Origin of the sequence: Paenibacillus sp. P46E (assembly GCF_001909095.1) — a bacterium.
GTDB classification, from domain to species: Bacteria; Bacillota; Bacilli; order Paenibacillales; family Paenibacillaceae; genus Paenibacillus_AQ; species Paenibacillus_AQ helianthi.
The window spans coordinates 45,522-58,887 of record NZ_LVYZ01000044.1 but is presented as its reverse complement, the minus strand read 5'-3'; the positions used below and the strand labels follow the sequence as shown (position 1 = coordinate 58,887).

13 protein-coding genes and 1 tRNA gene are annotated in these 13,366 nt (G+C 51.2%); 8 read left to right on the top strand and 6 right to left on the bottom strand.

Going from position 1 to position 13,366, the window contains the following annotated elements; all coding sequences use genetic code 11:
- Positions 1 to 14 precede the first annotated feature (14 nt).
- Complete coding sequence (locus A3849_RS16085) at positions 15 to 2,138, top strand: putative bifunctional diguanylate cyclase/phosphodiesterase (protein WP_074112331.1); 2,124 nt, start codon at positions 15 to 17, stop codon at positions 2,136 to 2,138.
- Positions 2,139 to 2,211: 73 nt separating this feature from the next.
- Positions 2,212 to 2,285: transfer RNA gene (locus A3849_RS16080), tRNA-Gly, on the top strand.
- 175 nt (positions 2,286 to 2,460) lie between these two features.
- On the opposite strand, the gene A3849_RS16075 is transcribed toward A3849_RS16080, so the two are convergent.
- Entirely contained in the window at positions 2,461 to 3,816 is a 1,356-nt protein-coding gene (locus A3849_RS16075; RefSeq protein ID WP_074112330.1) for a dipeptidase, read from the bottom strand.
- A 532-nt stretch (positions 3,817 to 4,348) separates the two neighbouring features.
- Here A3849_RS16075 and A3849_RS16065 point away from each other — a divergent pair.
- The 4 genes from A3849_RS16065 (at position 4,349) to A3849_RS32940 (ending at position 6,790) form a co-directional block, all read left to right on the top strand.
- Positions 4,349 to 4,777, top strand: coding sequence for a winged helix-turn-helix transcriptional regulator (locus A3849_RS16065; RefSeq protein WP_083613535.1), 429 nt, complete (start codon positions 4,349 to 4,351; stop codon positions 4,775 to 4,777).
- Positions 4,778 to 4,823: 46 nt separating this feature from the next.
- Complete coding sequence (locus tag A3849_RS16060; protein ID WP_074112328.1) at positions 4,824 to 5,777, top strand: TRM11 family SAM-dependent methyltransferase; 954 nt, start codon at positions 4,824 to 4,826, stop codon at positions 5,775 to 5,777.
- Positions 5,778 to 5,818: 41 nt separating this feature from the next.
- The gene (locus A3849_RS16055; RefSeq protein ID WP_074112476.1) at positions 5,819 to 6,436 is read left to right on the top strand and encodes an NUDIX hydrolase; all 618 of its coding nucleotides are present in this window, start codon (positions 5,819 to 5,821) and stop codon (positions 6,434 to 6,436) included.
- Positions 6,437 to 6,637: 201 nt separating this feature from the next.
- Positions 6,638 to 6,790, top strand: a complete 153-nt coding sequence (locus tag A3849_RS32940; protein ID WP_178382714.1) for a hypothetical protein — start codon at positions 6,638 to 6,640, stop codon at positions 6,788 to 6,790.
- 146 nt (positions 6,791 to 6,936) lie between these two features.
- On the opposite strand, the gene A3849_RS16050 is transcribed toward A3849_RS32940, so the two are convergent.
- From A3849_RS16050 to A3849_RS32935, 3 genes are all read right to left on the bottom strand, one after another.
- A complete protein-coding gene (locus A3849_RS16050; RefSeq protein ID WP_074112475.1) occupies positions 6,937 to 7,347 on the bottom strand; it encodes an ASCH domain-containing protein in 411 nt (136 codons plus the stop codon).
- Positions 7,348 to 7,372: 25 nt separating this feature from the next.
- On the bottom strand, positions 7,373 to 9,376 hold the full coding sequence (gene abc-f / locus A3849_RS16045; protein WP_074112327.1) for a ribosomal protection-like ABC-F family protein: 2,004 nt from the start codon (positions 9,374 to 9,376) through the stop codon (positions 7,373 to 7,375).
- Between the two features lie 101 nt (positions 9,377 to 9,477).
- Positions 9,478 to 9,645 carry an RAxF-45 family protein gene (locus A3849_RS32935; protein ID WP_178382716.1) on the bottom strand — a complete coding sequence of 56 codons (168 nt, stop codon included), beginning with the start codon at positions 9,643 to 9,645 and terminating at the stop codon, positions 9,478 to 9,480.
- 168 nt (positions 9,646 to 9,813) lie between these two features.
- Here A3849_RS32935 and A3849_RS16040 point away from each other — a divergent pair, with 168 nt between their 5' ends.
- Positions 9,814 to 10,191 (top strand): PH domain-containing protein, encoded by a 378-nt coding sequence (locus A3849_RS16040; protein ID WP_074112326.1) that lies wholly within the window; start codon positions 9,814 to 9,816, stop codon positions 10,189 to 10,191.
- 19 nt (positions 10,192 to 10,210) lie between these two features.
- Here A3849_RS16040 and chrA read toward each other — a convergent pair whose 3' ends face one another.
- Positions 10,211 to 10,750, bottom strand: a complete 540-nt coding sequence (gene chrA / locus A3849_RS16035; protein WP_074112325.1) for a chromate efflux transporter ChrA — start codon at positions 10,748 to 10,750, stop codon at positions 10,211 to 10,213.
- Positions 10,751 to 11,329, bottom strand: coding sequence for a chromate efflux transporter ChrB (chrB, locus tag A3849_RS16030; protein WP_306010713.1), 579 nt, complete (start codon positions 11,327 to 11,329; stop codon positions 10,751 to 10,753).
- Between the two features lie 351 nt (positions 11,330 to 11,680).
- On the opposite strand from chrB, the gene ggt reads away from it, so the two are divergent.
- On the top strand, positions 11,681 to 13,258 hold the full coding sequence (ggt, locus tag A3849_RS16025; RefSeq protein ID WP_074112324.1) for a gamma-glutamyltransferase: 1,578 nt from the start codon (positions 11,681 to 11,683) through the stop codon (positions 13,256 to 13,258).
- The last annotated feature ends 108 nt before the right edge of the window (positions 13,259 to 13,366 follow it).

The window sequence follows — 13,366 nt, the reverse complement described above, 5'->3', positions numbered from 1 at the left end:
GACGCGAGGGACCTATGAGACAAGAAGAGAAAAAGACCATTCATGCGGCGATTATAGGGGCCGTACTGTTCCTTCTGATTCAAATTTTTCGGACGCCGCTTGGGAATATAGAAGATAAAGATATGCTCTCTGCACTCTATCTTATTATTGGCTGCTGCAATGTGGCCTTCGCATTTGCGATTTTTGCCCAGGGCTGGCTGTTCTTTGCTAATCGGCTATCCAAAGCAAGACTGCACACTTCTGCTCTTTTTTTGGGTGTCTGTATTTTAGATTTTTTGCACACGCTGAGTTTTGCAGGCATTCCTGCAGTATCTTCTTATATAAATGCAGAACAATCCCTATGGCTGCTCACCTTCTCCCGTTTAGCCAGTGCGCTGGGGATTTTATTCATTTTCAGCAGGGCAGATAAGCCGGTAGCGGCTGAAGAGAAGCATAAGGTATTCCGGGTATCCTTTGTGATGATCCTGGTGGCTTTGGCTGTATTTATTTTTGGCTACATGCTGACTCCGTGGATATCGGGTTATTCATGGGTCTCGGGACTTCAGCATTTGACGGATTTGGTTGTTCTTTTTGTATACCTGCTTGCGCTGGTGCTTATTGTATACCCCGGCAAAGCAGACAAGTCGGCTTCCTTTCTGATTATTATCCGCTCATTAATCTTTTTTGCTCTCGGACAGGTATTCTTTATGAATCCGCTGAGCGTAGGGAAAATGGATTACTTGTTTGGCATGCTTAGCAGTGGAGTCGCCTATTACCTTCTGTTGAAAGGAGTATACCGACTTACGATCGAAGAGCCTTTTCAAGAAAATGAGCAGGCTGAAGCCCGGATTAACTATTTGGCATACCACGATGACCTGACAGGACTGCCGAATAGACGCCGTCTTATGCAGCGGATGGAAGAAATCGTGATTCAAGGTGAACAGGATAAAAGCCGAGGATTCGCTGCATTAGTGATTATGAATATTAACCATTTTAAGAATATCAACGACTCTCTCGGCCATTATGCCGGGGATCTTTTGCTTCAACTGGTCTCGAAGCGCATTGGAAATAATGTGAGGTTGAATGAAGAACTGTACAGCATGGGGGCGGATGAATTTGCTTTTCTGATGTACGACCGGACTGGCGTAGAGAATTGCCTGATTCGGGCGGATGAACTTTTGAAGCTATTCGAAACGCCTGTACAGCTGGAATCAGGAGAATACCATATTTCTCTCAGTCTGGGCATGAGTATATACCCTGGTGACGGAGATACGGCAGAACAGCTGATTCAGAATGCAGATACTGCTGTGCACAATGCCAAGGACCAGGGGGTTGAAATCCGCCGGTACATACCTGCTATGCAGATGAAAGCGAAGGAACGTCTGAAGCTGGAGAATGATCTGCGCCGGGCACTGGAGCGGGACGAGTTCTATTTGGTTTATCAACCGCAAGTTCAGCTCGATTCGGAGGAAATTGTGGGCATGGAAGCACTGCTGCGATGGAATCATCCGAAGCGGGGACTGGTATCTCCCGTGGATTTCATTCCTATTGCCGAAGAGAGTGGACTAATTGTTCCAATCGGGGAATGGGTTCTAAAAACAGCATGCCTGCAGAATAAAAGCTGGCAGAACGCCGGATACCGGCCGATTTGCGTCTCGATTAACCTGTCCATGCGTCAATTTTTGCAGCCGAATCTGGCAGGTAAAATCGATGCCATTCTGAAGGAAATCGGGCTCGACCCGTGTTATGTTGATCTGGAGATTACAGAGAGTATGACGCTGGACAAAGAAACTGCATTCGATCAATTGAACCGTTTGAAGAGACTCGGAGTATTTATCAGTATTGATGATTTCGGGACCGGATACAGCTCCTTACATTATCTGAAGGATATGCCGATTGACCGGCTGAAGATCGACCGATCCTTCGTGTCAGAAGTTATGGAGGACAGCAATAACGCAGCTATCGTATCGACTATAACGTCTATGGCCCATCACTTAAAGCTGAAAGTAACAGCGGAAGGTGTGGAGAATAAGGAGCAGCTGCAATTCTTACGCCAGCAGCATTGCCATGAGGCGCAAGGTTACCTGTTCAGCAAACCGATTAAGGCTGCCGAATTCGAATTATTTTTTCTGAAGTCCTCGCTGGGAATGCCCTCTTAACAAGTAGGCGAATCCGAAGGGTTGCATTTTATTCTTGGGAATGATACAATATCTTTTGTCTTCACAACCCAATGCGGGTGTAGTTCAATGGTAGAACTTCAGCCTTCCAAGCTGATAGCGTGGGTTCGATTCCCATCACCCGCTCCAACTTTTAAATTTCGAAATCCTTGTTACGCAAGGGTTTTTTATTTGTGTATTTTTCGGTAAACGTTTGTCTGCTTCATACCGGTAGAGCAGAAAATAGGGCATATCAAAATAAAAAAGCCAGGGTCTCCGCGAAATGCTGGAAACCCTGGCTTTTAGCATACCCGGCTGGGCGCGCTTAGACGGTCTTCAGGAACTCGACAATGGTCAGCAGGCCTTTATCGAAGTTCTCGAGATTGAAGTGCTCATCCGGAGCGTGGAGGTTCTCGTCATCCAGACCAAAACCCATCAGCACCACCGGTGCTTTTAGAATGCGTGAGAAGCTTTCCATGATCGGTATGGACCCGCCGTCTTTAGTGAAGAGAGCGCGGGTGCCGTATACTTTGCCATAGGCATCAGCCGCCGTCTGCAGGATTGGATGGGAAGGGTCAATGTTGAATGCACGGGCTTTCTCCATCTGCTTCACCTTGACCTTCGCACCTGCCTGGATATTGGCAGTAAGGTGAGCTTCGACAGCATCCAGAATATGCTGGGGGTCCTGGTCGCCGACAAGGCGGCAGGTGATTTTGGCATGGGCTTCTTTAGGGATAACGGTCTTGCTGCCTTCACCCTGGAATCCGCCGTAGATACCATTCAGTTCAAGCGTTGGCCGGGCACCAACCCGCTCTACGAAGCTGAAGCCCTCTTCGCCATACAACTGCTCGAGGCCAAGACTTGCTCTGATTTTGTCTTCATCTACGCCTTGCTTGGCGAATTCTTCACGCAGCAGCGGAGATAGCTCAGGAACACCCTCATAGAAGCCCTCAACGGCGACACGGCCCTTGTCATCATGGAGCGAGCTTAATAAAGAGACCAGCGCATGGAGCGCATTCGGTACACCACCGCCGTATGAACCAGAGTGAAGATCGGTCAATGCTGTATTTACGGTGACTTCCAGCGAGCAGAGGCCGCGAAGGCCTGTGCAGATGGCAGGGCGTCCGCGTTCCAGCAGGGAGGTATCAGAGACCAGTACGGCATCCGCTGCCAGCTTGTCCTTACTGGCTTCCAGGAAAGGCGGGAGATTGACGCTGCCGATTTCTTCTTCACCTTCAATGCACAGCTTAATATTGACCGGCAGGGTGCCTTCCTGCTTCAGGATGGCTTCAATGGCTTTGATATGCATGAATACCTGGCCTTTATCATCGGTTGCTCCGCGCGCGTACAGCTTGCCGTCACGGATTTCCGGTTCAAATGGCGGTGTTGTCCATAGGTTAAGCGGATCGACTGGCTGCACATCATAGTGGCCGTAGACCAGAATGGTTGGTTTGCCGGGGGCATGAAGATAATCAGCATAGATTACAGGGTGGCCCGCAGTGGGATGAAGCTCAATATTCTCCAGCCCTGCGCGTTTTAGTGTGTCCAGAAGCCAGTGTGCTGCGGACAATACATCATCCTTGTGGGTAGAGAGGGCGGAAATGCTGGGGATTGTCAGCCATTCTTTCAATTCGTCAAGCTGAGCTTCACGCTCAGTCTGAAAATAAGCTTCGTAAGACATAGTGTATATGTACCTCCTTGGAGTTTCGCTGCGCAAAGCAGGCGGTGCAAGCCCTGAGCTTGAAGCTCAGGGCAACGCGCCGCAGTCTTTTTTTGGCAGTGTAATGCCTCCATTATACTGGAGAACTCGCGATGGATCAAAGGAATCGGAAATCCCTACCAGAGGATGGTTGCGGGAGTAACACCTTGAGGAAAAGTTTCTTCGGCTTGAGTCTTGTTTGTGTATAAGTCATACCAGGCATCGGCAATAAAACCCGGATCGGAAGCGGTGCCGGGCTTGATAAATGCGCCTATGGCCAGGTGCGCTACATAGATTCCCTTTGGAGCAAAGCGACTTAAAAACCGTTTGTACCAAATTTTTTGGCAATAGACAGGCCGAGTCCTGGCCCTGCACCTACGATCGCTATTGTTTTGGGCATTCTTTATCAGTTCCCTTCCGGTTGTTGATTACTTTCGGTAACCATGATAGACTGAATGAGCTTAAGCGGCAAGAAAGCACTATTACTTGCTTAAGTTACATGGAGGTAACCATTTTGGACCATACAATGAGTCATCGGCTGGAGGGTATCCGGCAGCTGCCAATGCTGGAAGAGTGCACGATTACACGGCAGATTCTAGACCGGGTTGGGGATAAATGGAGTGTGCTGATTATTGTCAATCTGGGGGTTGAATCCTTGCGGTTCAAAGAGCTTCAGCGGCGATCCGGCGGTATTTCCCAGCGCATGCTGACGCAGACGCTCCGCCATTTGGAGCGGGATGGACTGGTCTGGCGCAAAGCAACCCCTACGGTACCTATAACCGTTGAATACGGGCTTACGAAGCTTGGGGAATCCCTGCTGCAGCCACTAGCCTCTTTGGTGGAATGGGTGAACGGGAATCGTGGAGAAATAGCCAAAGCACGCAGCGGCTACGACAGTAGACATCAAGATACGGAATTGGCGGGTTATCCCGCTGTAGAATAGGCAGAACCTGCGCATGACGCGGAAACGATAGGAGCGGAATAAGAGAGTGCCACAGAATTCAAATACAACAACTTACATCTATACATATGCCTGCACCGGGGATGAGGAATCCTTATGCGGTATGGAGCTGCGGTGTCTATTTGGAAGGGAGATTCCGGCAGCGATTTTTGAGAGCGGGACTCGGGTTGATGTCAGCCGCAGCCCGTTTATCAAGGAACGGATTGACGTCATGTATGCCGGGGACAGCCTGGAGGAGATCTATAGCCAGACCGAGCAGGTAGAAGTGGAAGGGCAGTCATTCAAGGTGATTTTTGTGAAGACAAATGATTTGTCCCCGGCGGAAAAAATAGAGTATGACGAACGCAGAGTGATCGAGCGGGAAATCGGCCTGCGCATCGAGGGGGAAGCGGATGTTAATCACCCGCAGCTGGTGTATGGTATTGTCACGCTGGGCGGACGCTGGTACTTCGGAGCTTATCATAAGAATAAGGCAACGTGGTTCCGTCAGATGAAAAAACCGCGCAGCTACTCGATTGCCCTAAGCACCCGTGTAGCGCGGGCGGCTGTCAATATGGCAATTCCTCATCCTGCCGGTGTACGTGCTATAGACCCTTGCTGTGGCATTGGTACGGTAATGGTAGAGGCGCTGTCAATGGGTATTGATATCGTTGGCCGTGACATTAATCCTCAGATTGTTGCCGGTGCACGCACGAATATCGCCCATTTTGGGTTCAACAGCACCGTTACGCTGGGAGACATCGCGGACATTGAAGATCATTATGATGTAGCGATTGTAGATATGCCCTACAATTTATATTCGCGGATTACACCAGAAGAGCAGCTTGCGATCCTGGTCCATACCCGCCGCATTGCTGATCGGGTCGTCATTGTCGCCATTGAAGCGGTGGACGAGATGATAGCTGATGCAGGCTTCACTATTATCGACCGTTGTATAGCGAAGAAAGGTGCGTTCTCCCGGCATTTGATGCTTTGTGAGTAAAAGGCGATTTTATGCCGATATCTGAGGAAGGCGGTGCTGTTATGGAACAGAAATGGCTGATCTGGGCCAAGGAGATACAGGCGATTGCCCAGACTGGACTTACATATGCCAAGGATGTCTATGATATTGAACGTTACCAGGCCTTGCGGGAACTGAGCGTGGATATTCTCGCCAACTACACCTATGAGGGCAAAGAGAAGATTAGGCTCGCTTTTGCCAGTGAAGAGGGCTATACTACACCTAAAGTTGATGTGCGCGGCGTGATCTTCCGTGCGGATAAGATTCTGATGGTTCGTGAAAAGCTGGATGGCAACTGGGCACTTCCCGGCGGCTGGGCTGATATCGGACTTTCACCAAGTGAAGTCGTGGTCAAGGAAATTGCTGAGGAGTCAGGCTTTAAGGCTGAGGCAGTACGTCTGCTGGCAGTGCTGGACAAGAAGTTCCATCATCATCCTCCTGAGCCGTATCACGTCTACAAAATGTTTATCCTCTGCCGGATTACGGGCGGTGAAGCGTCTGAAGGCGTGGAGACGAGCGGTGTAGCCTTTTTTGGCGAGGACGAGCTGCCGGAGCTGTCGGAAGAACGGAATACAAAGGAACAGCTGCGAACGATGTTTCAATTTTTGCAGAATCCCGAAAAACCGGTCATTTTGGACTAGAACTATGCATATGATATATGAATAATTAAAATATAAGTTTTAATGGAGTAAAAAACTGGTTAATGATAATTATGTAAGCCTTTGCAAAAAAAATCCGCTGAGCCTTTATATCTAAAAAATCACCGATAATTTTACTTTTTGGGCCAGGCGGTCTACATTTTTTCCTCTACTGTGACGATAGATATTTTAGGAGGGGATCGCATGGAACAAGAAGAATTGAGACTTCCGCTTGCGCAGGAGAGCATGACACGTCCTGCAGAAGGCAACATTGCCAATGGCTTGGTATGGGGCGTCCTCATCAGCATTCCTTTATGGATTTCAGTTTTAGGCTGGGTTATGGGTTTTTTGCACTAGAGCTTACAGCAGGGCTACTACTTCCAACCAATTGCAACTATACAATGAAGGCTGCCTCTTCGTGAAGAAGAAGCAGCCTTTTTGAAATATAATCTATCTGTTTCACACTATAAATAATCCGTTTCCACTGGATTGGCTGATTGTGTTCAATGGCTGAAGACCAGTTCAAAATTCTCGCAGACTATCCGCATATTTGGATTAAAGGTCATACCATAAGCCTTCATCTCTCTAGAGAAATACGCTTCATGATGAAACCGCCATGATTCCAGGGTTCGGTCATCTTCCCCCTCGGAATAGGCAAATTCTGCAGTCACTTCGTGAAAGGGGATAATATCACATTTTGTGGTTGTGATTATTCCGCGCGGGGCACCTTGGCTGTCCAGCAGGATGGAATGCCCCCCGACAAAAGGCAGGGGCAATCCGCGTGCTTCATTCAGCTCATCGGCCAGCCGGGCATTGTCTCCAAATGACCAGGCACTGTCGTACAACGCTGCCGCTTCAGGATACAACTCCAGATAAGCATTCCAGTATTCATTGATTGCCGGGCTTTCCAGCATGATCTTCACCAGTTCCTTTCTATAATTATTGCTCGGTTTCGCTCATCCAGCAGGCATACAATTCATCCAGTTTCTCCTGTACGGCGTCCCGGATGAGCTGGAGCTCTGTGAGCTTGTGTGCATCGCTGGAGATCAGCGGGGCAAGCATTTCAGTATCGATAGAGCCAATCTGCACCTCCGTTTCGGCAATCATCTGCTCCCAGTATCCTGGAGGGCGTGACTTTCCGGAGGCTGCTGCAGAGGAAGAACTGCTGCGTCTGGCCTCGCCCTTCTCCATTGGCCTCGCCTCTGAAGCGATAGTTTTAGCGTCAGATGGGTTGCTGCTTGACCTTAGGGCAGGATACGGTTGTAGCTCCCCTTTACTACTGCTGTTCGAAGATAGCAAGCGTGCAGCCTTCTCTGCCTGCTTTTCCTTGAAATACTCGTAGTTCCCGGAGAAAGCGCTGAATCTTCCTTCCGCGATGGACCAGAGCTTTCCGAAGCAGCGGTTGATGAAATAACGGTCATGGGATACCGCCAGCACGGTGCCGGGATATTCCTCGAGTGCCTCTTCCAGCGCCTCGCGGGAATCGATATCCAGATGATTGGTGGGTTCATCCAGAATCAGCAGATTCGGACGGCGGTGCATCAGCACTGCGAACCGCAGCCGTGTCCATTCGCCCCCGGAGAGACTTGCGATACTCTTGAACACATCACTCCCGTAAAAGAGAAACCGCGCCAGCTGTCCACGGGCTTCGCCCTCCTCGAGACCTGCCTCCTCGCGGAAGTACCGCAGCACTGACAGTGTTCCGTCTTCGGGAACAGCTTCCTGTGCCAGATAGCCGACAACCGCTCTGGAGGCTAATGTGCAGCTTCCCTCGTCTGGCAGTTCCTGGCCCAGAATGATCCGAAGCAGCGTACTTTTGCCTGCGCCGTTGCCGCCGATGAGTGCAGTGGTCTCACCATACCGCAGAACTTCACTGGCTTTGGAGAAGAGGGTGCGGTCTCCGTAGCTTTTGCCAATCCGGTCAAGAATGACAACCTGATTACCGGTACGGTCCTCTTGCTGGAGCTGCAAATCCATAGCTTTGCGGTCCAGAATTGGACGTTTGACCTTTACCATCCGGTCTAGTGCCTTCTGCATTGAAGCAGCCCGGCGGTGGAAGGAAGGATTCGGCGGGTTAGAGCGGTTGCCCCATTCAATCAGCCGTTTGATGCTCTCCTGCATCTGCTTGATTTTCTTTTGCTGCTCCTGGTAGTCGGCGAATTGCCGCAGCAGCCGGGCTTCCTTTTCGATCTGGTAGCCGCTGTAATTGGTATGGAATGTGTAGGCTTCACCGTCTTCGAGCTCAATCACTTTTTTCACTACAGCATCGAGGAAGTAGCGGTCATGGGAGATAGCTACTACTGTTCCGTCGTAATCCTGCAGGAACTGCTCCAGCCATTCGATGGCTTCCATATCCAGATGGTTCGTCGGCTCATCCAGCAGCAGAATATCCGGACGGCGCAGCAGCAGCTCCGCCAGGCCGACTTTGGTCTTCTCGCCGCCGGAGAGGGAAGAGAAGCGGCGGTCATACTGTCCGGCACTGATGCCGAGGCCTGTGGCTACACGCTGGATAGAGGATTCAATATCATAGCCTCCAGCGGCTTCGAATTTCTCCTGAAGCGTACCGTATTCCTTAAGCAGCCGATTCCAGCTCTGCTCGCTTGCGGCAGCATCCGGTACAGACATTTCCAGCTCGAGCTCCCTTAGGCGTGCCTGCCACTTCAGTGGTTCAGCAAAGCTCCGCTGAAGGACTGCATATACAGTTTCTTCGTCATTCACTTCCTGAATTTGGGCCAGTAATCCAACGATACTGCCTTTACGAATGGATATTTGCCCCTGATCGGGACGTTCCTCGCCGCTGAGCAGATGGAAAAGTGTGGTTTTGCCGCAGCCGTTGCGGCCGATCAAGCCGATTTTTTCGCCTTGGCGTATATCAAAGGTAACATCGCTCAGCACAAGCTGGGCACCGTGGTATTTTTGGACATTTTGACTTGAGATGATCATAGGTATTCTCCTTTTATAGGAATGCCCTATCGCTGCTCTGGTCCCATCTTCAAAAAAAGACCGCAGGGAAATTTCCCCGCGGCCTTGATCGTTCTCCGGTTTTATAGCGTCCGTTGAAGCGTAGGCAGGAAAGGCATTTCACAATGTTGTAGTGTTATTGAATTCTTGTAAATGGACAGACTTCTCCCGTTGTCGGCATTTACATGAACGATGCCAGCCATAATATAATCTAGCCGGCTAATAACACCATTGGTCCGATTGTGATCCATTCCTCCTACACCTCCTTCATACAAATTTAGGAATAGTGTAACCAATATCGGCTGAATATGCAAGAGCAAAAGTAGAGCGCCTGTGCATATCTGATGGAATTCTTAAGTAGTATGAGTATATGGCAGAGGGAGATTTGCCAAATCAAACTAGGAAACGGGGACTTGGCGATGGCGATTTTTAACGGATTGCTGGGCAATGCCACCCAGGTGGCGCTGACGGATGTTCAGCGGGAATACGCGCAGATTCTTGCACCTCAGGAAAACATTGAGCGGGCCTATAAATTAGTCAGAGATATGTTCATATTTACGGATAAACGGCTGATTCTCGTGGATAAGCAGGGGGTAACCGGCAAAAAGACAGAATATCATTCGATCCCTTACAAAAGCATATCGCATTACTCGGTGGAGACGGCCGGTCACTTTGATCTGGATGCGGAGCTATGCTTGTATGTCTCGGGAAGCGCAGTACCGCTGAAGAAGACCTTCAACAAATCGGTGAATATTTATGAGGTTCAGGCGGTGCTGTCCCAGTATATTTTAAAGTAAGCTCAGGGTGGCAAGGCTGCTAAACCGTATAACGGAGCACCAGTCCGCCATAGGCAAATGCAGCCAGGATCACCAGCGCGGGATGCAGTTTAAGCTTCTGTATCGCCCAAAAGGCGATTGCGGCAATGATCAGCGTCTGCCAGATGCCGATAGATTCGGCGGGTCCCTTGGCCATTTTCAAGGTAAGCATAATCATCATAATAGCAATTACTGGCTGTACAAGCAGGGTCATGCCTTTCACTACGGGCGACTGCTTGTATTTTTGCATAACGCCCAGCAGAATGATCAGTGACGCCGCCGAAGGAACTACAGTAGCGATTAGCGCTGCAGTCATCCCGAGCCACCCGTAGACATCATAACCAACGAAAACAGCGATTTTGGTGGCGATCGGACCGGGCAGCGCATTGCCAAGTGCCAGCATATTTGAGAACTCCTGATCGGTAAGCCAGCCATAGTGCGGCACAATTTCCTCATACATCAGCGGGATGGAGGAGGGTCCGCCGCCATACCCTAGCAGATTAGCCATAAAAAAGCCGTAAATCAGTTTTAGCCATTCCATTTAGGCGGTCCCTCCTTTTTGTTTTTTTGCAAGTACCCGGTAGTGAATGGTTCCATATCCGAGGAACAACACGATCACAATCGCCGGATGGATATGCAGCACTTCAAGCAGCACCAGGGCGAGCAGCAGAAAAGCGGCGCCGATCCGCTTGCCCAGGCCTTTAAAGGCTTTTTGGGCAAATTCGTAAGCCATGAGTCCCAGCATCACCGCGATGACAGGCGAAACGGCGGCGATCATTCCGCCTACTATCTTGGAACCGCTCAAATAGTTGACTGCGGAGAGGAGGGCGATCATGGCGATCCCGCTCGGGAGAATATGCGCCAGCACAGAGAGGAATGCACCTCTGACTCCCATCAGTTTATAGCCCAGATAGGCGGCCATCTTGGTGGCGATAGGGCCCGGCAGCGCATTCGCGATAGCCAGCGTTTCTCCGAATTCATCATCTGTCAGCCACCCGTAACGGGTCACGGCATCATGGCGGATTAAGGGAATCACGGAGGGCCCGCCGCCGTAACCGAGTATGCCCGTCCTGCACATAGCTACAGCGAGCTGTATATATGGGTTGTCTTTGTTGTTCACGTGACACCTCCTAGTACATTTGGCGAGCGTTCCCAAAGTTGGCTTCATTTTATACATAGCGGGTAACACAAGTGCAGACGAATCAGTTGGCTGGGTTGGCAGCTGCGTTGATTGCATTTGCCCCATACTCACCTCGGAAGCGATAGTCTGTTTTTTGGGTTTATTTTGAGCTTATTCTATACAATTGATCGGTTCCCAGCTACCTGAAGGAAGGCGGTTCCACGAAACTTTGTGCACAGCTCACAAAAAACAGGAGCGGCCCGTGCGTTTTCTTTTGCCCGGATTGACAAAGGTTTTTGCGGTGCTGTTAAATGACACTAACTTGAACGACAGGAATGGGAGATGGGTAGCATGACGACAGGTCCTGTAATCGGCACAAAAACGATGGTGGTCAGCCCCCATTATCTGGCTTCTGCCGCCGGAGCGCGAATTCTACAAAACGGCGGCAACGCCTTTGATGCGGCGGTAGCGGTCAGCGCAACGCTTGCTGTGGTCTATCCGCATATGACGGGACTGGGCGGCGATGCTTTTTGGCTCACTTACAGCGCCGGTGAAGGGCGCGTCCGGGCTTACAACGGCAGCGGACGTTCCGGCTACGGCGTCCGCAGAGACTGTTACGCCGGCGCGAATGCGATTCCGAGACGCGGGGTGCGCAGTGCCATTACGGTACCCGGAATGGCGGACAGCTGGTCAGCCGTCCAGCGTGAGTATGGACGCCTGACCCTGGGGGAGGTGCTGGAGCCGGCGATCGGCTACGCCGCGGGCGGTTTTCCGATGTCGCCGGACCAGTACGGCAACAGCATGCTGGCAGGAGCGGCGTTGTCCCCGGCGGCGTCCGCGATCTATCTTCCCGGCGGTACGGTTCAGGCAGCCGGAAGCAGGTTTGTGCAGAAGCAGCTGGCTGCGACGCTGCGGGTCCTGGCAGAGGGGGGCAGGGACGCGTTTTATAAGGGAAAGATTGCCGATGATATAAGTCAATATATGCGGGCTTCCGGCGGGTATCTCACCCGGGAGGATTTTGCCGCTCATGAGGGGAACTGGGACGAGCCTATATCTACGGATTATCGTGGCCACACAGTCTATCAGGTTCCGCCAAACTCTCAAGGGTTCACAGCGCTGATGGCGCTGAATATCCTAGAACACTACAATTTTGGAGACATCCCGCATGGCTCCTATGAATATTACCACTTTCTGGTAGAGGCCTTGAAGCTGAGCTTCCGCGACCGGGACCGGGTACTCACGGATCCGGCATTCAGCCGGATTCCACTGGAGCAGCTGCTGGATAAGCGGTATGCAGAGCAATTGGCGGCTTCGATTTCACCTGCGAAGGCAGCAGCGCTTGGCAGTGAGCCGGTGGGCCGGGATACCGCCTTTGCGGCGGTAGTAGATGATGAAGGAAACGCGGTTTCCTTTATCCAAAGTCTGTACTTTGAGTTTGGCTCAGGCGTCGTTGCTGGCGACACGGGGATTCTGCTGCAGAACAGGGGCTCATTTTTCTCGCTGGACCCCGGGCACATCAATACGCTGGAGCCGCATAAGCGAACGTTTCACACGCTGATGCCGGCGATGGCCTGCCGTGACGGCAAGCCGGCCTATCTCTATGGCACCCAGGGCGGGGAAGGCCAGCCGCAGACGCAGAGTCTGCTTCTGACCCGTATGCTGCATTACGGGATGGACCCCCAGGCGGCTGTGAACGCACCGCGTTTTGTGTGGGGCAGAACCTGGGGTGAGCCCACCCAGGAGCTGAAGGTGGAGGGTAGAGTGGCACCCGCAGTGCTAAGCCAGCTATCCGAAGCCGGCCATCTGGTGCGCACCGTGGGGGGCTATGATGGAATTGTGGGGCATGCCCATGCGATTGCTATCGATGACAACGGCTATCGCAGCGGAGGAACAGATCCTCGCTGCGATGGGTCCGCTATTGGCTGGTAGGCCGGGGGTAGGATGGATTTCTGTTCAAAGTAGAGCCTGTTGCACTTTGTACAGTAACGTAGACTTGAAGCTTGATGAACGTAGTGAAGCTCCTTGAAACTTAAGCGA